The 21,141-nt window shown below is 59.7% G+C and carries 19 protein-coding genes; 6 read left to right on the top strand and 13 right to left on the bottom strand.

What is annotated here, in order from left to right; translation table 11 throughout:
- Positions 1 to 39: 39 nt before the first annotated feature.
- Complete coding sequence (locus CAG47_RS04105; protein WP_085723633.1) at positions 40 to 1,380, top strand: hemolysin family protein; 1,341 nt, start codon at positions 40 to 42, stop codon at positions 1,378 to 1,380.
- Between the two features lie 114 nt (positions 1,381 to 1,494).
- On the opposite strand, the gene CAG47_RS04100 is transcribed toward CAG47_RS04105, so the two are convergent.
- The 7 genes from CAG47_RS04100 to CAG47_RS04070 form a co-directional block, all read right to left on the bottom strand.
- Entirely contained in the window at positions 1,495 to 2,391 is an 897-nt protein-coding gene (locus CAG47_RS04100; RefSeq protein ID WP_085723632.1) for a M23 family metallopeptidase, read from the bottom strand.
- 221 nt (positions 2,392 to 2,612) lie between these two features.
- The gene (locus tag CAG47_RS04095) at positions 2,613 to 3,515 is read right to left on the bottom strand and encodes a response regulator (protein ID WP_085723631.1); all 903 of its coding nucleotides are present in this window, start codon (positions 3,513 to 3,515) and stop codon (positions 2,613 to 2,615) included.
- A gap of 167 nt (positions 3,516 to 3,682) precedes the next feature.
- Entirely contained in the window at positions 3,683 to 4,444 is a 762-nt protein-coding gene (gene phoU, locus CAG47_RS04090) for a phosphate signaling complex protein PhoU (protein WP_085723630.1), read from the bottom strand.
- A gap of 121 nt (positions 4,445 to 4,565) precedes the next feature.
- Entirely contained in the window at positions 4,566 to 5,399 is an 834-nt protein-coding gene (pstB, locus tag CAG47_RS04085; protein ID WP_085723629.1) for a phosphate ABC transporter ATP-binding protein PstB, read from the bottom strand.
- Positions 5,400 to 5,560: 161 nt separating this feature from the next.
- Positions 5,561 to 7,231, bottom strand: a complete 1,671-nt coding sequence (gene pstA / locus CAG47_RS04080) for a phosphate ABC transporter permease PstA (RefSeq protein ID WP_085723628.1) — start codon at positions 7,229 to 7,231, stop codon at positions 5,561 to 5,563.
- A 15-nt stretch (positions 7,232 to 7,246) separates the two neighbouring features.
- Entirely contained in the window at positions 7,247 to 9,529 is a 2,283-nt protein-coding gene (locus tag CAG47_RS04075) for an ABC transporter permease subunit (RefSeq protein ID WP_085723627.1), read from the bottom strand.
- Between the two features lie 163 nt (positions 9,530 to 9,692).
- Positions 9,693 to 10,694 (bottom strand): phosphate ABC transporter substrate-binding protein PstS, encoded by a 1,002-nt coding sequence (locus tag CAG47_RS04070; protein ID WP_085723626.1) that lies wholly within the window; start codon positions 10,692 to 10,694, stop codon positions 9,693 to 9,695.
- 188 nt (positions 10,695 to 10,882) lie between these two features.
- On the opposite strand from CAG47_RS04070, the gene CAG47_RS04065 reads away from it, so the two are divergent.
- A complete protein-coding gene (locus CAG47_RS04065; protein WP_085723625.1) occupies positions 10,883 to 11,941 on the top strand; it encodes a helix-turn-helix domain-containing protein in 1,059 nt (352 codons plus the stop codon).
- Positions 11,938 to 12,303 (top strand): hypothetical protein, encoded by a 366-nt coding sequence (locus tag CAG47_RS04060; RefSeq protein ID WP_256577368.1) that lies wholly within the window; start codon positions 11,938 to 11,940, stop codon positions 12,301 to 12,303. Before CAG47_RS04065 ends, CAG47_RS04060 begins: the two co-directional genes overlap by 4 nt.
- A 132-nt stretch (positions 12,304 to 12,435) precedes the next feature.
- On the opposite strand, the gene CAG47_RS04055 is transcribed toward CAG47_RS04060, so the two are convergent.
- Entirely contained in the window at positions 12,436 to 13,734 is a 1,299-nt protein-coding gene (locus CAG47_RS04055) for an MFS transporter (RefSeq protein ID WP_085723624.1), read from the bottom strand.
- Between the two features lie 365 nt (positions 13,735 to 14,099).
- On the opposite strand from CAG47_RS04055, the gene CAG47_RS04050 reads away from it, so the two are divergent.
- Both CAG47_RS04050 and CAG47_RS04045 read left to right on the top strand, forming a co-directional pair.
- Positions 14,100 to 14,504: an acyl-CoA thioesterase gene (locus tag CAG47_RS04050; RefSeq protein WP_007942704.1), complete on the top strand. Its 405-nt coding sequence runs from the start codon at positions 14,100 to 14,102 to the stop codon at positions 14,502 to 14,504.
- A 68-nt stretch (positions 14,505 to 14,572) separates the two neighbouring features.
- On the top strand, positions 14,573 to 15,472 hold the full coding sequence (locus CAG47_RS04045) for a D-hexose-6-phosphate mutarotase (protein ID WP_085723623.1): 900 nt from the start codon (positions 14,573 to 14,575) through the stop codon (positions 15,470 to 15,472).
- A gap of 72 nt (positions 15,473 to 15,544) precedes the next feature.
- Here CAG47_RS04045 and CAG47_RS04040 read toward each other — a convergent pair whose 3' ends face one another.
- The 5 genes from CAG47_RS04040 to CAG47_RS04020 form a co-directional block, all read right to left on the bottom strand.
- Positions 15,545 to 16,081, bottom strand: a complete 537-nt coding sequence (locus tag CAG47_RS04040) for a DUF3299 domain-containing protein (RefSeq protein WP_085723622.1) — start codon at positions 16,079 to 16,081, stop codon at positions 15,545 to 15,547.
- An 86-nt stretch (positions 16,082 to 16,167) separates the two neighbouring features.
- Positions 16,168 to 16,413 carry a GlsB/YeaQ/YmgE family stress response membrane protein gene (locus tag CAG47_RS04035; protein ID WP_085723621.1) on the bottom strand — a complete coding sequence of 82 codons (246 nt, stop codon included), beginning with the start codon at positions 16,411 to 16,413 and terminating at the stop codon, positions 16,168 to 16,170.
- A 106-nt stretch (positions 16,414 to 16,519) separates the two neighbouring features.
- Positions 16,520 to 17,602, bottom strand: a complete 1,083-nt coding sequence (locus CAG47_RS04030; protein ID WP_085723620.1) for a 5-(carboxyamino)imidazole ribonucleotide synthase — start codon at positions 17,600 to 17,602, stop codon at positions 16,520 to 16,522.
- Positions 17,603 to 17,613: 11 nt separating this feature from the next.
- Complete coding sequence (gene purE / locus CAG47_RS04025; RefSeq protein WP_046038893.1) at positions 17,614 to 18,105, bottom strand: 5-(carboxyamino)imidazole ribonucleotide mutase; 492 nt, start codon at positions 18,103 to 18,105, stop codon at positions 17,614 to 17,616.
- A 253-nt stretch (positions 18,106 to 18,358) separates the two neighbouring features.
- Complete coding sequence (locus tag CAG47_RS04020) at positions 18,359 to 19,276, bottom strand: LysR substrate-binding domain-containing protein (protein WP_085723619.1); 918 nt, start codon at positions 19,274 to 19,276, stop codon at positions 18,359 to 18,361.
- A 180-nt stretch (positions 19,277 to 19,456) separates the two neighbouring features.
- Here CAG47_RS04020 and aspA point away from each other — a divergent pair, with 180 nt between their 5' ends.
- Positions 19,457 to 20,881: an aspartate ammonia-lyase gene (aspA, locus tag CAG47_RS04015; RefSeq protein ID WP_085723618.1), complete on the top strand. Its 1,425-nt coding sequence runs from the start codon at positions 19,457 to 19,459 to the stop codon at positions 20,879 to 20,881.
- Positions 20,882 to 21,141 lie beyond the last annotated feature (260 nt).

Raw genomic sequence — 21,141 nt, 5'->3', positions numbered from 1 at the left:
TCTTCCCTTTCGAATACACGGAACCCGCAAAACTCCATCATGGACCCTTCCCCTGGCTTGACCCTCGCTACAATTTTCGCCGACTTCGGCATGATTCTTTTTGCTCTGATCCTGGTTTTGCTCAACGGATTTTTCGTTGCGGCGGAATTTGCCATGGTCAAACTGCGCTCGACCCGGGTCGAAGCCATCGCCGACAAAAACGGCTGGCGCGGACACATCCTGCGCACCGTGCACAGTCAGCTCGATGCTTACCTGTCGGCCTGCCAATTGGGTATCACCCTCGCCTCCCTGGGCCTGGGTTGGGTCGGTGAACCCGCGTTCGCCCACATTCTCGAGCCGGTATTGAGCGCGGTCGGCGTCCAGTCGGCCGAAGTGGTCAAGGCCATCTCGTTCTTCACCGCCTTCTTCATCATTTCGTACCTGCACATCGTGGTCGGCGAACTGGCCCCCAAGTCCTGGGCAATTCGCAAACCCGAACTGCTGTCGCTGTGGACCGCCGTACCGCTGTACCTGTTCTATTGGGCCATGTACCCGGCCATCTACCTGCTCAATGCCAGTGCCAACACCATCCTGCGCATTGCGGGACAAGGTGAGCCCGGCCCGCATCACGAGCATCACTACAGCCGTGAAGAGCTGAAACTGATCCTGCACTCCAGCCGCGGCCAGGACCCGAGCGACCAAGGCATGCGTGTATTGGCCTCGGCAGTGGAAATGGGCGAACTGGAAGTGGTCGACTGGGCCAACTCCCGCGAAGACCTGGTGACCCTGGAGTTCAACGCGCCGCTCAAGCAGATCCTGGCGATGTTCCGTCGCCATAAGTTCAGCCGCTACCCGGTGTACGACAGTGAACGCCAGGAGTTCGTCGGCCTGCTGCACATCAAGGATCTGCTGCTGGAACTGGCGGCGCTGGACCATATTCCCGAGTCGTTCAACCTGGCCGAACTGACCCGCCCGCTGGAGCGCGTGTCGCGGCACATGCCGCTGTCGCAGCTGCTGGAGCAGTTCCGCAAGGGCGGCTCGCACTTCGCCGTGGTCGAGGAGGCCGACGGCAACATCATCGGCTACCTGACCATGGAAGATGTGCTGGAAGTGCTGGTAGGCGACATTCAGGACGAACACCGCAAGGCCGAACGCGGGATCCTCGCGTATCAGCCGGGCAAGCTGCTGGTTCGAGGCGATACGCCACTGTTCAAGGTCGAGCGCCTGCTGGGCATCGACCTCGACCACGTCGAAGCCGAAACCCTGGCCGGGCTGGTCTACGAAAGCCTCAAGCGCGTTCCGGAAGAGGAAGAAGTGCTTGAAGTCGAAGGGTTGCGGATCATCATCAAGAAGATGAAAGGCCCGAAGATTGTTCTGGCCAAGGTGTTGATGCTGGATTGATGGACTGATCCGGAATCGAGTCAGTCCCTTCGCGAGCAGGCTCGCTCCCACAAGGACCTGCTTTGTACCTGTGGGAGCGAGCCTGCTCGCGAAGGCGTCAAAACGGATAACGCATCACTGCTTGCCCAACGCAAAGTTGGGCAACGCGCCCACCGGCTGGTTGAACTGGTACGGAATCGACACCAACCCCAGCCCGGTATTGCGCTGCACCACGAAGTGCAAATGCGGCCCGGTGCTGTTGCCGGTGTTGCCGGACAACGCCAATGCACTGCCGACCTTCACCCGTTGACCTTCCCGAACGCAGACCGAACCTTTCTTCAGGTGCAGATAAACGCCCATGGTCCCGTCATCGTGCAGCACCCGCACGAAATTGCCGGATGCATCGGTGCCGCGCCCGCTCTGGCGATTTTCGGTTTTCACCACCACACCATCCCGTGCGGCAATGATCGGCGTACCTTCAGGCATCGCAATGTCGATGGCGTAGCGGCTCTTGGGGCCGAAGTGACTGTAGGGCCCATTGGCGCCCTGACTGATCCGGAACGGTCCGCCACGCCAGGGCAACGGGTAGCGATAGCCCATTGTGGGCCCTGAGGGGTCGCCCAGGGAGTATTTGAACTTCGGCACGTAGGCGAGCGGCCGTCCGGCGCTGGTTGCCTTGAACTGCGCCACGCGAACGCTGCTGCGTAGCGGAATCACCCGTCGAATCGTCCGTCCCGGCGCTCCGCTGGCGTTCTTCACCCCGGCAAAACTCAATTCGATCTCGACCGGCGCATAAAGGTCATTGCGCACGTACACGCTGTGCACGCCTTTCTTCTTCATGATGATCAGACGCACCTGGCGCTCAAGGTGCTCGACCATGCCATCGCGAAAAACGAACACGTGGGCGCCTTTGCTGGGGCGGTCGCTGTAGGAAACCACTCCATTGGCGTCTTTGGACTTGTAGATGGTCATGGCCACGGCCGGGGTGGCAACCATGAACAGGCCACATAAAAACAGCAGGCGCGTGAGCATGAGCAAGGATTCTGTCGAGTGAGACCTGGGAATGAGCCTAGCAGCTGCAATGGACCCGGCTAGTCGGCAGATGTTTCAGAATGGGTGTTCAGCAGACGTGTGGTTGCAGGGATTGCCCCTTCGCGAGCAGGCTCGCTCCCACAAGAAAACGTATTCCTGTGTGGGAGCGACGGTGCGGCGATCCGACCTGCTCGCGAAGGCGGACTGTCAGCCGACGCGCCTCAAGCCCCGGGAATGAAGTGCTTCTGCGCCGTACCCCGCGCAATCAGGCGCGAGATGTAATCGAGCTTCTGTGCATCCTGATCGACAAAACGGAAGGTCAGTTGCAGCCAGTCGCTGTCGGGTTTCGGCTCGTGGGCCACGACGGCGTGCAGATAGCCGTTGAGACGAGCGATTTCAGCGTTGTCGCCCTGCTCCAGATCCAGCACGGCGCTGTCGAGGATCTGCGGCAGGGTTTCGCTGCGCTTGACCACCAGCAGGGCTTCCTTGAGGCTCAAGGCCTTGATCACGCATTGCTGGATGCCGTTCGGCAAGCGCAGTTGCCCCTGGCCTCGACCACTGGCGGGCGCCGAAGAGGCCGCAGGCGCCTTGACCGGCGGGCTGTTGAGCAAGCCCTTGGACGGCGCGGGAGCGGCTGTCGGTGTGACGACGGGTGCCTTGCCGCCAGTCAGTGCGCTCAAGGAGTCATTGGCAAATGCCGGACTGGTTTTGGTCGCCGCTACGTTGATCAGGACGTCGAGTTTGCCGACCTTGTGCAGCGCCTGCTTGACCTTGGTAATCAGTTGCTCGTTAGTGAACGGCTTGCTGACGTAACCGGATACCCCGGCCTGGATCGCCTGGACGACGTTCTCCTTGTCGCCACGGCTGGTCACCATCACGAAAGGCATGGCCTTGAGGCTGTCTTGCTCACGACACCAGGTCAGCAGTTCCAGGCCGGACATTTCCGGCATTTCCCAGTCGCACAGCACCAGGTCGAAGGCTTCCTTGGCCAGCATGGCCTGAGCCTTTCTGCCGTTGATCGCATCTTCGATCCGCATGCCCGGGAAATAATTGCGCAGGCACTTTTTCACCAAGTCGCGGATGAACGACGCGTCGTCCACGACCAACACACTGACCTTACTCATCCACCACCCCTTTTAAAAATCCCGGCCAGCATACCGCCTGGCTGATGGCACATTGCCAAAAACCTTCAGTCACGCCGGACTTTTCGTTCGCGGGTGCTGCCTTTCGAATTCGTCAGCCGCAAACAAAAACGCCCGGCCAACAGGCCGGGCGCTTTACTTGGGCAACCTTACTTATCGTCAGTTTTGCCCGGAACATTAGCGGTTTCACCACTGGTGCCTTCAACTTCTTCCTTCATGCGTTTCAGGCCAAGGTGCCGCACGTCGGTACCGCGTACCAGATAAATCACCAGCTCCGAGATGTTGCGAGCGTGGTCGCCGATACGCTCCAGCGAACGCAGTACCCAGATAATGCTCAGAACCCGCGAGATAGAACGCGGGTCTTCCATCATGTAGGTGGCCAGCTCACGCAGGGCGGTCTTGTATTCACGGTCGATAATCTTGTCGTACTGCGCCACCGACAAGGCCAGCTCCGCGTCGAAGCGGGCGAAAGCGTCCAGTGCGTCGCGGACCATGTTGCGCACCTGGTCACCGATGTGGCGCACTTCGACATAACCGCGTGGCGCTTCGCCTTCTTCGCAAAGCTGGATGGCACGACGGGCGATCTTGGTCGCTTCGTCGCCGATGCGCTCCAGGTCGATCACCGATTTGGAGATGCTGATGATCAGACGCAGGTCGGACGCTGCAGGCTGACGACGGGCGAGAATGCGCAGGCATTCTTCGTCGATGTTGCGTTCCATCTGGTTGATCTGGTCGTCGATCTCGCGCACCTGCTGGGCCAGGCCGGAGTCGGCCTCGATCAGCGCGGTCACCGCGTCGTTGACTTGCTTTTCCACCAGCCCGCCCATGGCCAGGAGGTGGCTGCGCACTTCCTCAAGCTCGGCGTTGAATTGCGCGGAAATGTGGTGGGTAAGGCCTTCTTTGCTAATCATCTTTTTCGCTCCGCGAAAGTTGCAAGCTTCAAGCTGCAAGCTTCAAGCAGTTATGTACAAGTCCTGGAATCGCACCGCTTCTTTCTTGCCGCTTGCAGCTTGTAGCTCGCGGCGACCTCAACTAGCCATACCGGCCCGTGATGTAGTCTTCGGTCTGCTTTTTCGCCGGATTGGTGAACAGGGTATCGGTGTCGCCAAATTCCACCAGCTTGCCCATGTACATGAACGCCGTGTAGTCGGAAACCCGCGCCGCCTGTTGCATGTTGTGGGTCACGATGACGATGGTGAACTTGGATTTGAGTTCGTAGATCAGCTCTTCGACTTTCAGCGTGGAGATCGGGTCGAGTGCCGAGCACGGTTCGTCGAGCAACAACACTTCCGGTTCGACAGCGATGGTGCGGGCAATCACCAGACGCTGCTGCTGACCACCGGACAGGCCCAGTGCCGAGTCGTGCAGACGGTCTTTGACTTCGTCCCACAATGCCGCGCCTTTCAATGCCCACTCGACGGCTTCATCGAGTACACGCTTTTTGTTGATGCCCTGGATACGCAGACCGTAGACCACGTTCTCATAGATGGTTTTCGGGAACGGGTTCGGCTTCTGGAACACCATGCCGACGCGACGACGCAGTTCGGCCACATCCTCGCCCTTGCGGTAGATGTTGTTGCCGTAGAGGTTGATCTCGCCTTCAACGCGGCAGCCGTCAACCAGGTCGTTCATGCGGTTGAAGGTACGCAGCAGCGTGGACTTGCCGCAGCCGGACGGGCCGATGAAGGCGGTCACGCGCTGTTTCGGGATGTTCATGCTGACGTCGTACAGCGCTTGTTTTTCGCCGTAGAACAGGCTCAGGCCCGGCACTTCGATGGCCACGGTTTCCTGTTCGAGGTTCAGGCTCTGTTTGTCGCGACCCAGGGCCGACATGTTGATGCCGTGGGTATGTGCTTCGTGCTGCATGGGAGGCTCCCTGTGCTAACAAATTCGGTTTGGTTAGCCGCATGGTGCGGCTGTACTCAATCTAGGGTGGGAGCGGGCTTGCTCGCGAAGAGGTCGGCACATTCAACATCAATGTCGCCTGACCCACCGCTTTCGCGAGCAAGCCCGCTCCCACAGGGATATCAGCTGTCCAAAGCCTTGTACTTCTCGCGCAGGTGGTTACGAATCCACACTGCCGACAGGTTCAGTACCGCGATCACCAGCACCAGCAGCAGCGCGGTGGCGTACACCAGCGGTCGTGCGGCTTCGACGTTCGGGCTCTGGAAGCCGACGTCATAGATGTGGAAGCCCAGGTGCATGATCTTCTGGTCCAGGTGCAGGTACGGGTAGTTACCGTCCACCGGCAGCGACGGCGCCAGTTTCACCACACCCACCAGCATCAACGGCGCCACTTCACCGGCGGCACGGGCCACGGCGAGGATCATGCCGGTCATCATGGCCGGGCTGGCCATCGGCAGCACGATCTTCCACAGGGTCTCAGCCTTGGTCGCGCCGAGGGCCAACGAGCCTTCACGCACGGTGCGAGGAATTCGCGCCAGCCCTTCTTCGGTGGCCACGATCACTACCGGCACAGCCAGCAGAGCCAGGGTCAGCGAGGCCCACAGCAGGCCCGGGGTACCGAAGGTCGGCGCCGGCAAGGCTTCCGGGAAGAACAGGCGGTCAAGCGAGCCACCCAGCACGTAGACGAAGAAGCCCAGGCCGAACACGCCGTAAACGATGGCCGGAACACCTGCCAGGTTGTTCACCGCGATGCGGATCACCCGGGTCAGGGTGTTCTGCTTGGCGTATTCACGCAGGTACACCGCCGCCAGCACGCCGAACGGGGTCACGATCATCGCCATGATCAAGGTCATCATCACGGTGCCGAAGATGGCCGGGAAAATCCCGCCTTCGGTGTTCGCTTCGCGCGGGTCGTCGCTCAGGAACTCCCAGACCTTGCTGAAATAGAAACCAATCTTGGTCATGGTGCTCATGGCGTTCGGCTGGTAGGCGTGAACCACTTTGCCGAGGCTGATTTCGATTTCTTTGCCGTTGGCATCGCGAGCCGTCAGAGCATCGCGGTTGAACTGCGCGTGCAGGTCGGCCAGTCGTGCTTCAACGTCCTGATAACGGGCGTTCAGTTCGGCGCGCTCGGACTCCATGTCTGCTTGTGCGGCCGCGTCGAGCTTGCCCTCCAGCTCCAGCTTGCGACCATGCAGGCGGATGCGCTCGAGTCCGGAGTTGATCGCACCGATGTCGGTCTTTTCCAGAGTCTTGAGTTGCGCGGCGAGCTTGTTCACGCGATCGATCCGCGCTTGCAGCTCAGGCCATGCGGCCTCGCCTTCGGCAATCACCTTGCCGTCCTGTTTGACGTTGACCAGGTAACCGTAGAAGTTGCCCCACTCGCGACGCTCGATGGCCATCAACTCTGGCGGCGTGGTCTGATTGGTCAGCCATTCGCCGACGATCCAGGTGAAGTCGTTGCCGTTCAGGTCGCGGTTGCCGACCTTGATCAGCTCGCGGGTCATGAACTCCGGACCTTCGTCCGGCACAGGCAAGCCAGCACTTTTCAGACGTGCGCGCGGTACTTCTTCCTTCTGTACCACTTCACCGACGACCAGGTGATTGCCCTGGCCCGGCACGTCGTAGCTGGCTTGCACCAGATCCGCCGGCCAGAAGTGACCCAGACCGCGCACGGCAATCACTGCCAGCAGGCCAATGGTCATGATGACCGCGATGGACACCGCGCCACCGCTGATCCAGACGCCGGGGGCGCCGCTCTTGAACCATCCTTTCAAGGAGTTCTGTTTCACAGACTTCTACCTTTCTTAAAGCGACGAGTATTTCTTGCGCAGACGCTGACGAATCAGTTCTGCGAGGGTGTTCATGACGAAGGTGAACAACAGCAGCACCAGCGCCGAGAGGAACAGCACGCGGTAGTGGCTGCCGCCGACTTCCGATTCGGGCATTTCCACCGCGACGTTGGCGGCCAGGGTGCGCAGGCCTTCGAACAGGTTCATTTCCATGACCGGGGTGTTACCGGTGGCCATCAGCACGATCATGGTTTCACCGACCGCACGGCCCATGCCGATCATCAGCGCCGAGAAGATGCCCGGACTCGCGGTGAGGATTACCACGCGGGTCATGGTCTGCCATGGCGTGGCACCGAGGGCCAGAGAGCCCAGGGTCAGGCCCCGAGGCACGCTGAACACGGCGTCTTCAGCGATCGAGTAGATGTTCGGAATGACCGCGAAGCCCATGGCCAGGCCGACCACCAGGGCGTTGCGCTGGTCGTAGGTGATGCCCAGGTCGTGGGAGATCCACATGCGCATGTCGCCGCCAAAGAACCAGTTCTCCATGAACGGGCTCATGTACAGCGACAGCCAGCCCACAAACAGGATCACCGGAATCAGCAGCGCACTTTCCCAGCCATCCGGGACTTTCAGGCGGATCGACTCAGGCAGACGACTGAAGGTGAACCCGGCCACCAGGATGCCGATCGGCAGCAACATCAGCAGGCTGAAGATGCCGGGCAGATGCCCTTCCACATAGGGCGCGAGGAACAGACCGGCGAAGAAACCGAGGATCACCGTCGGCATCGCTTCCATCAGCTCGATCACCGGCTTGACCTTGCGGCGCATGCCCGGCGCCATGAAATACGCGGTGTAGATCGCAGCGGCAACGGCCAGTGGAGCGGCCAGCAGCATGGCGTAGAACGCGGCCTTCAGGGTACCGAAGGTCAGTGGAGACAGACTCAGCTTGGGTTCGAAGTCGGTGTTGGCGGCGGTCGATTGCCAGACGTATTTGGGTTCGTCGTAGTTCTCGTACCAGACCTTGCTCCACAGCGCGCTCCACGAGACTTCCGGGTGCGGGTTGTCGAGCAGCAGCGGTTGCAGCTTGCCGCCGGCTTCGACGATCACGCGGTTGGCACGAGGCGACAGACCGAAAATGCCCTGGCCTTCAGCGACCGGCTCAACCAGCAAGGTGCGGTGGGCGGTGCTGTGGAATACGCCAAGCTTGCCGGAAGCGTCCAGGGCGACGAAGCCCTTGCGACGTTCTTCAGCAGAGATTTCCACGATAGGCGTGGTGCCCATCTGGAACGTACGGATCTGCTTCAAACGCTGCTCGCCATCCGGATCGCGAGCCATGAACCACTGGGCCAGGCCACCTTTGGAGTCACCGATGATCAAAGAAATGCCGCCCACCAGCTGAGTGCTGGCGGTGACTTGCGCTTCACCGTCTTCAAGCAGTTTGTAGCGACCATTGAGACTCTTGTCGCGCAGGCTGAACACGTCGGCCTGGGCACGCCCGTTAACCACGTACAGCCACTGCTGGCGCGGGTCGACGAAGATGTTCTTCACCGGCTCGGTCATCTGCGGCAGGTCGATGCGCTTCTGCTCGTTGGTGACTTCGCCGGTCATCATGTTCTCTTCGCTGGTCAGCGACAGAACGTTGAGTTGCGAACCGGTGGCGCCGACCAGCATCAGGGTCGAGTCGTTGGCGTTGAGGCTGACATGTTCCAGCGCGCCGCCGGCTTCGTTCACCGCGATTGGCGCTTCGCCATACGGGTACTCGACGGCCGGAGTGATGGTTTTCTTGCCTTCCGGGTAGCTGACTTTATAGGTGTGACGGAACACCAGTGCCTGGCCGTTGGACAGGCCCACGGCCATCAGCGGATGACCTGGCTGGTCTTCGCCGATGGAAGTGACGGTGGTGCCGGCCGGAACAGGCAAATCGACGCGCTTGAGCTCGGCGCCACTGTCGATATCGAAAAACAATGCCTGGCCCTTGTCGGAAACCCGCATCGCCACCTGGTTTTGCTCTTCGAGCGAGATCACCAGTGGCTTGCCGGCATCCTGCATCCAGGCTGGGGTGAGCGCATCTTTCGCCGTCAGGCTGGCACCCTGGAACAAGGGCGCGACCACGTAGGCGAGAAAGAAGAAGATCAGTGTGATGGCTGCCAGCACCGCCAGGCCGCCGATGAGGACGTACCAGCGGGTGAAGCGATCCTTGAGCGCGCGAATGCGACGCTTGCGTTGTAGCTCAGGCGTATTGAAGTCAATTCGCTTGGGGGGATTAGTAGTCATTGTGGAATTGGCCAGATCATTCATTCGCACACCCTAGCGATCCTGTATGACAGAAAGATGACAGTGCAGTGACGCAACAAATCCGCCGCTAGCGGTAACCAGCAGTGGATAGAGAATTTGAAGTAGATGGGGGCGGCTCCTGCCGCCCCCATGTGAATCCGAGGGGGTTCACCTCGGACTCAATTTGTTACTTTTTTGCGACTTCAGTGCCGCCTTCCACCAGGCCCAGGTCAGCCAGAGCTTTGGCAGCTACTTTGGCCGGCAGTGGGATGTAGCCATCTTTCACTACAACTTCCTGGCCCTGTTTCGACAGAACCAGCTTCACGAACTCGGCTTCCAGCGGGGCCAGAGGCTTGTTCGGGGCCTTGTTGACGTACACGTACAGGAAGCGCGACAGCGGGTACTTGCCGTTCAGGGCGTTTTCTTCGGTGTCTTCGATGAAGTCCTGGCTGCCTTTCTTGGCCAGGGCCACAGTCTTCACGCTGGCGGTCTTGTAACCGATGCCCGAGTAACCGATGCCGTTCAGCGAGGAACTGATCGACTGCACGACCGAAGCCGAACCTGGTTGCTCGTTCACGTTAGGCTTGTAGTCGCCTTTGCACAGGGCTTCTTCCTTGAAGTAGCCGTAGGTGCCCGATACCGAGTTACGACCGAACAATTGGACCGGCTTGTTGGCCAGGTCGCCGGTCACGCCCAGGTCGCCCCAGGTTTTCACGTCGGCTTTAGCGCCGCACAGACGAGTGGACGAGAAGATCGCGTCGACCTGCTCCATGGTCAGGTGCTGGATCGGGTTGTCCTTGTGTACGAATACAGCCAGGGCGTCCACGGCAACCGGGATAGCGGTTGGCTTGTAGCCGTACTTCTGCTCGAAGGCAGCCAGTTCGGTGTCCTTCATCTTGCGGCTCATCGGGCCCAGGTTGGAGGTGCCTTCAGTCAGCGCAGGTGGCGCAGTGGCGGAGCCAGCGGCCTGAATCTGGATGTTTACGTTCGGGTATTCTTTTTTGTAGTTCTCAGCCCAGAGGGTCATGAGGTTGGCCAGGGTGTCGGAACCAACGCTGGACAGGTTGCCCGACACACCAGTGGTCTTGGTGTAGCTCGGGATAGCAGGGTCAACAGCGGCAACCGCGTTGGCAGTCGCAACGCCAGCAGCGACAAAAGTCATTGCCGCCATCAAACGCTTCAGTTTCATGCCTTACTCCTAGCAGATAGGGTGTGTTAAGTCGGGGCCAAGTATCAGCAGGCCGTGTGAACACTCTATGGCTGAAATATGACAATTGGATGAAAGGCCAGTATTGAGCAGGCAAATGTATCGAGGCTCTGCAGAGAGGTTGACAAAAAGAAACTAAAATATAGCCTTGTCAACCAAGAGAGGAACACATGATCAACGACCGAATCCGCCGCGCCCGCCTTTTGCGGGGCATATCTCTGGAGACTCTGGCGCTCCAACTTGGCGACATCACCAAGCAAGCTCTTAACAAATATGAAAAGGGGTTAAGCACTCCGAATTCGACTCGCCTATTGCAAATGGCCAAGGTGCTGCAGGTCAATCCTGAGTATTTCTTCCGTGCGGATGCCGTTCCACTTGCTCCGCTTGAGTTTCGCAAATTGGCGAAAATGCCGAAATATCGTCAGGTTCAAGTCGAAGAACAGATCCGGGAACATCTCGAGCGCTACATTGCTCTAGAGGAGTGCTTTGACCCAGAAGACATTCGAACTCCAGAAACCCCAGCGCAAATGTTGCCCGTATCATCTTTCGAAGAAGCCGAGCATGCCGCCGAACTGCTCAGGGATTACTGGGGAATTGGTAGTGATCCTATTTCCAATCTGACCGAACAACTGGAAGAGCACAGCATCAAGGTCGCGATGCTAACGGGGCCGGATGACTTTGACGGGGCCTGTGCCGCTACTAGTGATGGTCGCCACGTATTGATTGCGCTCAATGCCTATCGTCCAGGCGAGCGTATACGCTTCACTGCCGCCCATGAACTTGGTCACTGGGTCATGCAACTGCCCGAAAATATGCCTGAACGCGACAAGGAAAACTGCTGCCATCGTTTCGCAGGTGCTTTCCTCTACCCCGCTAAAGGGGTAACCAGCGACTTCGGCAGCCATCCGCGCTCACGAGTCCATCCTCGTGAACTGCTGATTGCCAAACGCCAATACGGAATCTCGATGCAAGCAGCGTTGCGGCGCCTGAAGGATCTGAACCTACTTAGCGACAATGGATATAAATCCCTCACTATCCAATTCGGTGCAAATGGATGGCGCAAGGCTGAACCCGAACCCTTGCCTTGCAAGCCACCGCAACGTTTCGAGTCATTAGTGTTCTGGGGACTCGCGGAAGGGTTGATCACCAAATCCCGCGCAGCCGAACTTTTACGCAAACCAGTGAGCACCCTTGATCCCAATTTTCTGGGCTCGCTGGAGAGTGCATGAGTCTGATTTATATCAGCGATACGAATATCTGGATCGATTTCAGAAATGCCGGACTGCTGGAACAGATGTTCAGCCTTCCTTTCACTCTTTGCTGTACCGATTTCGTGCTGAGTGAACTCGAAGATTTTCCCCAAGACGAGTTACTTGGCCGCGGACTGCAGGTTGAGTCCTTCGACGAATCAGGGGTTTCCAGACTGTTTGGACTCAAAATAGAGCACAACAACAGTTCATTGGCTGATGTGTCTTGCTATCTGCTTGCACAGCAAACCGGTCGCCCACTACTGACTGCGATGGAAGACTCAGGCGTCAGGCCAAACGCGATGGACTACAAGTGCATGGCGCCCTTTGGCTATTGGATTTGATGGTAGAGCATCAAGTGATTGCCCCCATACAGGCTGCCAGTGCGCTTAGCGACATGCTTGAACGTGGTGCGCGTCTGCCTTCGAACGAATGTGATACAAGGCTTACGCATTGGCGAAAGCCTTGACCCCCCTTTACCGGCCCCTCTTCCAGAGCCAGGCCCCCACCAGAATCCCCACGCCACAGAGCACCGCCACGTAATAGGCAGGCCCCATCGCGCTCTCCTTGAGCAACAGACTGACGATCATCGGCGTCAGGCCACCGAAAATCGCGTAGGCGACGTTGTACGAGAACGACAGGCCGCTGAAACGCACCACCGGCGGGAAAGCCTTGACCATCACGTAGGGCACCGCGCCGATGGTGCCGACCAGCAGGCCGGTCAGCGCATACATCGGGAACAGCCAGTCGGGATGGTCAGCCAGGCTGTGATAGAAGGTCCAGGAGCTGGCCAACAGCGCGGTACAGCCGATCACGAAGACTCGCCCCGCACCGAAGCGATCGGCCAGTGCGCCGGCGATGATGCAGCCAACGCTCAGGAACACGATCGCCACGCTGTTCGCCTGCAGGGACGTGGTTGGCGAGAAGTGATAGACCGTCTGCAACACCGTCGGGGTCATCAGGATCAGCACCACGATGGCGGCCGACAGCAGCCAGGTCAGCAGCATCGAAATGGTTATCGCGCCACGATGGTCACGCAGCACCGCCCGCAGCGGCACTTCCTCGGCCAGGGCCTTGCGCAGTTGCAGTTCGGCGAACACGGGGGTTTCGTGCAGCCAGCGACGCAGGTACACCGAGAACAAACCGAACACGCCACCCAGCAGGAACGGGATCCGCCAGGCGTAGTCCGCAACTTCATCCGGGGTGTAAAGGCTGTTGATCGCCGTGGCGACCAGAGAGCCCAAGAGGATGCCCGCTGTCAGGCCGCTGGTCAGGGTGCCACAGGCATAGCCGACATGCCGTTGCGGTACGTGCTCGGAAACAAAGACCCACGCCCCCGGTACTTCACCGCCAATGGCCGCGCCCTGGATCACCCGCATCAACAGCAACAGGATCGGCGCCCACATGCCGATCTGCGCATAGGTCGGCAGCAAACCCATGATCAGGGTCGGCACCGCCATCATGAAAATGCTCAGGGTGAACATTTTCTTGCGTCCCAGCAGGTCGCCGAAGTGCGCCATCACGATGCCGCCCAGCGGACGAGCGAGGTAGCCGGCGGCGAAGATGCCGAAGGTCTGCATCAGACGCAGCCATTCAGGCATCTCCGCCGGGAAAAACAGCTTGCCCACCACCGTGGCGAAGAACACGAAGATGATGAAATCGTAGAACTCCAGCGCGCCGCCCAGGGCAGACAGCGAAAGAGTCTTGTAGTCGTTGCGGGTCAGCGGACGTGCGGGCTGGTCTGATTGCGCGATGCTCGAGGGCGCTGTGGTCATGGCAAGGGCTTCTCTTATAGTCGGATCTGCAACCTCGACAACGCTGGCAGAGGTTTGGGCAGGTCCGGCACGATAGCAAATTGTTCGAAAAAGCACATAGAGGTGCATTTTTGACGGTCAAAATGAGAACCGGACGGTCGTCGCGGAGTCTATCGACCGATATACTCGCAGTCTTGCTCCGGTTTTTTCAGGGGTTGCTGTGCGAAAACGCCTGTCAGGTTCATAGGCGATTTCGCAGAGTTTCCCTTTAGGCGCCTGATGGAAAACGTGACGAACGTAGTATGTTCGGTGCTGAATCGTTTTTCCCGAAGACGGCTACCACCAGCAATACCAACGAAGAGTCACGGGTCAGAGGCACCCCCGGCATGATAGAGCTCGAACAAGAAGATCCGATCCCGCAAGGCGACCTGGCCCTGCAAATCACCGCGCTCCCTCGCGAAACCAACGGCTTCGGCGATATTTTCGGCGGCTGGCTGGTAGCGCAGATGGACTTGGCAGGCACCGCGATGGCCAGCAAGGTCGCCGGCGGGCGCGTTGCCACCGTTGCGATCGACCGCATGGCATTTCTGGTTCCAGTGGCGGTCGGCGCTCAGCTTTCCTTTTATACCCAGGCCCTGGAAATTGGCCGCAGCTCGATCAAGATGATGGTCGAGGTCTGGAGCGACGATCCACTGTCCAGCGAATGGCGTAAAGTAACCGAAGCGGTCTTTGTGTTCGTTGCCATCGACGGCAGCGGCCGCACGCGCTCGGTTCCGCCCAGGGCTCGATAAAGAACTTGTAAACCTGATAGCCGTTTTGCGGTCGATAGTCGTCCACGTTACTGATCGAGAGCTGTCCCATGAGCACCCCCAATGTTGAAGCCGTAAAACTGGATGAACTGAACTGCTGGCGCATCCGCCACGGTCAGGCCGAATTACTGGTGGCCCAGCAAGGCGCGCATATCCTCAGCTATCAATTGGCAGGCCAGCCGCCGCTGATCTGGCTCAACGACGAGGCCGTCTTCAAGACCGGCAAGAGCATCCGTGCCGGCGTGCCGGTGTGCTGGCCGTGGTTCGGCATATTTGACCGCAATCCGCAAAGCGTTCAGGCGATGCGCGCCAGCAAGGAAGCGCCGTCGGCGCACGGCTTTGTGCGAACGATGGATTGGGAGCTGGGCGGCATCGAAGCCGAAGGCGAAGGCCTGAAGGTTGAATTCCTCCTGCCCTGTCCCGAAGGCGGCTTTCCCGGTTGGCCGCACCAGGTGGATTTGAAGCTGAGCATTCGCCTCGACGAGCAATTGCACATCCACCTGACCAGCCACAACCAGGGTGCCGATGCCGTCAGCATCAGCCAGGCACTGCACAGTTACTTTGCTGTCAGCGATGTGTGCGACGTCCACGTCGAAGGCGTGGACGGCCTCAACTACATCGAGACCCTGGACAACTGGAAAACCGTCGCCCAGACCGGTGACCTGCGTTTTACCGGCGAGACCGATCGCATCTACCTTGATGTCCCGCCACAGCTGAGCATCGTCGATCCGGCCTGGGAACGGCGCATTGTACTGACCAGCAATGGATCGCGTACGGCAGTGATCTGGAACCCGTGGATCGACCGCGCCGCTGCCCTCAGCGACATGGCCGACGACGGCTGGCAGCGCATGCTGTGCATCGAGACGGCGAACGTGATGGGTGATGTGGTGAACCTGGCACCGGGTGCCAGCCATACGCTGGGCGTGAGCGTCGGTAGCAAATCCCTTTAACACTGCAAAACCAATGTGGGACCGCCGCATCGCAGCTCCCACATTGGGTTTATGCCTGGCTTGAGTGGCGAGTTACAGATCCGATTCCTTCACCACCCGCACCTTCTGCGCATCCAGCGCATACGCCGCATCGGCCAGGTCGTTGCTGACCTTTTCGATTTTCAGCGTGCCGGTAACCCACAGCGGCGTGTAGATATCGTTCAGCTTCAAACCTTGCGGATAGCGCACCAGCACCAGTTGGTTGGGCGGCGGGGGCGGCACGTGGATGCAGGCGCCCGGGTAAGGCACCAGGAAGAACAAGGTACTGCGGCCCTTGGCGTCGGACTCCAGCGGAACCGGGTAACCGCCAATGCGAATATTCCTGTCGTTCATCGACGCAACGGTCTTGGTCGAGTACATCACCGCCGGCAAGCCCTTGGCCTGCTTCATCCCACCCTTGTCGGTGAAAGTGCCATTGGCTTCAGGGGAGTTGTGGTCGATTTCAGGCATGGCCTCGAGGGCCTTCTGGTCCGACTTGGGCATCAATTCGAGCCAGTCGGTTTCCGGCAGCTCGCCGGCATGGGCAATGCCCGAACCCAGTAAAACAAGAGTCAACAGAAGACGGCGCATGAAGGTGCTCGGTAAAGGGAAGTACAGAAAACGCCGAGCATTCTAGCCCTCTCGCCGCTTTGGCGCAGAGGGCTTTGTCGTCTGGATCAGTTCTTTTTGATCAGTCCGTAGATCACCAGCAATACAATCGCGCCCACCAGCGCGCCGATGAAGCCCGCACCTTGACCGGCCTGATAGATACCCAGTGCCTGACCGCCATAGGTAGCTGCCATCGAACCGCCGATACCAAGCAGGATCGTCATGATCCAGCCCATGCTGTCATCGCCCGGTTTCAGGAACCGCGCCAGCAGGCCGACGATCAAGCCGATAAAGATGGTTCCGATAATTCCCATGGCATTCTCCTCTCAATGAAGTAGCTATTTGAAAGCCTAGTCAGACTTTCGCAACCTGCCATGAGAGAACGGCGCAACCCGAAGGTTCCGCCGCTGCCAGATAAAACTATTCGGCGATCAGTGCTTCAACCTTGAGAATCTGGGCCGCCAGGGTCTCGCGGTCCGCACAACGAAGGTTGGCATGACCGACCTTGCGGCCGACCTTGAACGCCTTGCCATAGTGATGCAGGTGGCAATCGGCGATGTTCAGGACCTTTTCGGCGTCCGGCACTTTACCGATGAAATTGAGCATCGCGCTTTCGCCGACCTTGGCCGTCGAACCCAACGGCAGACCGGCAACCGCCCGCAGGTGGTTTTCGAACTGGCTGCACTCGGCGCCTTCGGTGGTCCAGTGTCCCGAGTTATGCACACGCGGGGCAATTTCGTTGGCCTTGAGGCCACCGTCGACTTCAAAGAACTCGAACGCCATCACGCCGACGTAATCCAGCTGCTTGAGCACACGGCTGGAGTAGTCCTCTGCCAGAGCTTGCAACGGGTGATCGGTGCTTGCCACAGACAATTTGAGGATGCCGCTGTCGTGGGTGTTGTGCACCAGCGGGTAGAAGCGGGTTTCACCGTCGCGTGCACGTACGGCAATCAGCGAGACTTCACCGGTGAACGGCACGAAGCCTTCCAGCAGGCAGGCCACGCTGCCCAGCTCGGCGAAGGTGCCGACCACGTCGTCAGGGGTGCGCAGGACTTTCTGGCCCTTGCCGTCGTAGCCCAGGGTACGGGTCTTGAGCACAGCCGGCAGGCCAATGGAAGCCACGGCGGCATCCAGGTCGGCCTGGGACTGGATATCGGCGAATGCCGGCGTAGGAATCCCCAGGTCCTTGAACATGCTCTTCTCGAACCAGCGATCGCGGGCGATGCGCAGCGCTTCGGCGCTCGGGTAGACCGGAACGAATTGCGACAGGAACGCGACGGTTTCCGCCGGAACGCTTTCGAACTCGAAGGTCACCAGATCGACTTCATCGGCCAGTTGACGCAGGTGATCCTGATCGCCGTAATCGGCTCGCAGGTGTTCGCCCAACGCGGCTGCGCAAGCATCCGGTGCAGGGTCCAGGAAAGCGAAGTTCATGCCCAGCGGAGTGCCCGCCAGCGCCAACATGCGACCCAGTTGGCCGCCACCGATTACACCGATCTTCATCGTCAACAACCTCAGGCGATGCGTGGGTCTGGATTGTCCAGGACGCTGTCTGTCTGCTCGGCACGGAAGGTTTTCAGCACCGCGTGGAATTGTGGGTGCTTGGCGCCAAGGATACTTGCCGACAGCAGCGCTGCGTTGATCGCGCCGGCCTTGCCGATGGCCAGCGTGGCAACCGGAATGCCTGCTGGCATCTGCACAATGGAGAGCAGCGAATCAACGCCCGACAGCATTGCCGACTGAACCGGTACGCCCAGCACCGGCAGGTGGGTCTTGGCCGCACACATGCCAGGCAAGTGGGCTGCGCCGCCGGCACCGGCGATGATCACCTCGATGCCACGCGCCTCCGCTTCTTCAGCATACTGGAACAGCAGGTCCGGGGTGCGGTGGGCAGAAACCACCTTCACCTCGTAAGGGATGCCGAGCTTTTCCAGCATATCGGCGGTGTGGCTAAGGGTGGACCAATCGGACTTGGAGCCCATGATCACGCCAACCAATGCACTCATCGTCGTGCCTCTTCTCTCTGGGCGCCCGCAGGCGCATCAAAAAACAACAAGCCACGCAGGATGCGTGGCTTGATTGTACGAATTATGGCCGGTCGTAACCGGCCGAAGGCCGCGCAGTATACCTCAAAGAAGAGGATAAACAGCCCCTGTGACGACCATCTGTCATACGGCGCAAAGCACCGGTTTTATTGACCTCAAGGTCAGCGTGCAGGCACCGCCCGAGAGCCAGCTCCCACAGGGTTTTCCATTGGTCTCAGGAACCGGCTGCGCCCTGTGCCGCCCCTCCTTCCAATTTGCGCCACAACAGCCGCACATTCGCTTTGCGTACCAGAGCGCAGCGATACAGGCGAATCTCCAGCGGCACATGCCATTGCGGCCCACCACAGACCACCAACTCGCCGCGCGCCAATTCGGCACGCACGCTCAGTTGCGGCACCCAGGCGATGCCCAGCCCTTCCAGGGCCATGCTTTTCAGGCTGTCGGCCATGGCGGTTTCGTAGATCGTGGTGAAGCGCAGCGCCCGTTGGCGCAACAGCATGTTCACCGACCGACCGAGAAAGGCTCCCGCGCTGTAGGCCAGCAAGGGCACGCTGCCTTCGCCTTCCAGGTCGAACAACGGTTTGCCCTCGGCATCGGCGGCACACACCGGCAGCATCTCGGTGTGCCCCAGGTGCAGCGAAGGAAAAATTTCCGGGTCCATCTGCATCGCGGCATCCGGATCGTAGAACGCGAGCATCAGATCGCAGCCGCCTTCACGCAGCGCATGCACCGCGTCACCGACGTTGGTCGCCACCAGACGGGTGGCGATGTTCAAGCCTTCGTTGCGCAACTGCGCGATCCACCGCGGAAAGAAACCCAGCGCCAGGGAGTGCGCGGCAGCGACCTGCATCACTTCGCCCTGCCCGCCTTCCAGATGATGCAGATGGCGCAACACTTCGCCGAGCTGCTCGACCACGGTGCGTGCGGTGACCAGAAACAATTGTCCCGCCGCCGTCAGTTCGATCGGCGTGCGCGAGCGGTTGACCAGCGTCAGCCCCAGTGCCGCCTCCAGGCTGCGGATTCGCCGGCTGAACGCCGGCTGCGTCACAAAACGTCGTTCCGCTGCCTGGGAGAAGCTGCGGGTGGCGGCCAGGGCACTGAAGTCCTCCAGCCATTTGCTTTCCAGATTCATCACGTCCTCCCGGAGACGCACCAATTTAGGTCACACGTTTGCCGCCAAGCCGGCGTCACACGGGCATTATGCCGAATGTGCATAGCCTAGTGTTTAACAGCATTGGCCCAAAATCCTGCACAAGCCTAGCATTCACAACGTTCCGGCACAGACCGGGTCCATATTGAGATGATTTCTATCATGTCCTCCGCTGCATCATTCCGTACAGAAACTGACCTGCTTGGCGCCCTCGAAGTACCCGCTCAAGCGTATTACGGTATCCAGACCCTGCGAGCGGTGAATAACTTCCGCCTTTCGGGCGTTCCGATTTCGCACTACCCGAAACTGGTCGTCGGCCTGGCCATGGTCAAACAGGCCGCTGCTGACGCCAACCGTGAGTTGGGTCACCTGAGCGAAGCCAAGCACGCGGCCATCAGCGAAGCCTGTGCACGCTTGATCCGCGGCGACTTCCACGAAGAGTTCGTGGTGGACATGATTCAAGGCGGCGCTGGCACTTCGACCAACATGAATGCCAACGAAGTCATCGCCAACATTGCACTGGAGGCCATGGGTCACCAGAAAGGCGAATACCAGTACCTGCACCCGAACGACGACGTGAACATGGCGCAGTCGACCAACGACGCCTACCCGACGGCGATCCGTCTGGGCCTGTTGCTCGGTCACGACGCCTTGCTCGCCAGCCTCGACAGCCTGATTCAGGCATTCGCGGCAAAGGGTGAAGAATTCAACCACGTCCTGAAGATGGGTCGGACCCAACTGCAAGACGCCGTACCGATGACCCTGGGTCAAGAGTTCCGTGCCTTCGCCACCACCATGGGCGAAGACCTGGCCCGCCTGAAGACCCTGGCCCCGGAAGTATTGACCGAAGTGAACCTGGGCGGCACCGCGATCGGTACCGGCATCAACGCCGACCCGCGCTACCAGGCCCTGGCCGTACAGCGTCTGGCCGTGATCAGCGGCCAACCGGTGGTACCCGCAGCCGACCTGATCGAAGCGACCTCCGACATGGGCGCCTTCGTACTGTTCTCCGGCATGCTCAAGCGTACCGCGGTCAAACTGTCGAAGATCTGCAACGACCTGCGCCTGCTGTCCAGCGGCCCGCGCACCGGCATCAACGAGATCAACCTGCCAGCGCGTCAGCCAGGCAGCTCGATCATGCCAGGCAAGGTCAACCCGGTGATCCCGGAAGCCGTGAACCAGGTTGCATTCCAGGTCATCGGTAACGATCTGGCCCTGACCATGGCGGCCGAAGGCGGCCAGCTGCAACTGAACGTGATGGAGCCGCTGATCGCCTTCAAGATCCTCGACTCGATCCGTCTGCTGCAACGCGCCATGGACATGCTGCGCGAACACTGCATCGTCGGCATCACCGCCAACGAAGCACGCTGCCGTGAACTGGTCGAGCACTCGATCGGCCTGGTCACCGCGCTGAACCCGTACATCGGCTACAAAAACGCCACCCGCATCGCCCGTATCGCTCTGGAAAGCGGCCGTGGCGTGCTGGAACTGGTGCGCGAAGAAGGTCTGCTCGACGAAGCCATGCTCGCCGACATCCTGCGCCCGGAAAACATGATTGCTCCGCGCCTGGTGCCTCTGAAGGCATAACCCGACGCGTTACTTGTAGCACCGCTCACCAGGTCGAGGGACTAGACACCTCTCACCTTTTGAGGGCTTGGGGATTTAGTCCCCAGGCCCTTTTTTTTAACTGTTTGCCAGCGAAAAACGTATGCCTGGGGACTGACCAATGTGGGAGCGGCGATGCGGCGATCCCACAGAAAAGCAATCTCCACATAAGCCCGACGCCATTAGTGTCGGGTGTTTCAAAGGCTCGCTTCATCGAACGCACCACAACCGTGCAGACGGAC

The sequence above is a fragment of the Pseudomonas sp. R37(2017) genome, from assembly GCF_002113375.1.
GTDB lineage: Bacteria > Pseudomonadota > Gammaproteobacteria > Pseudomonadales > Pseudomonadaceae > Aquipseudomonas.
Note: the sequence above shows the minus strand (reverse complement) of the source record. Positions and strands in the feature narration are given on the sequence as shown.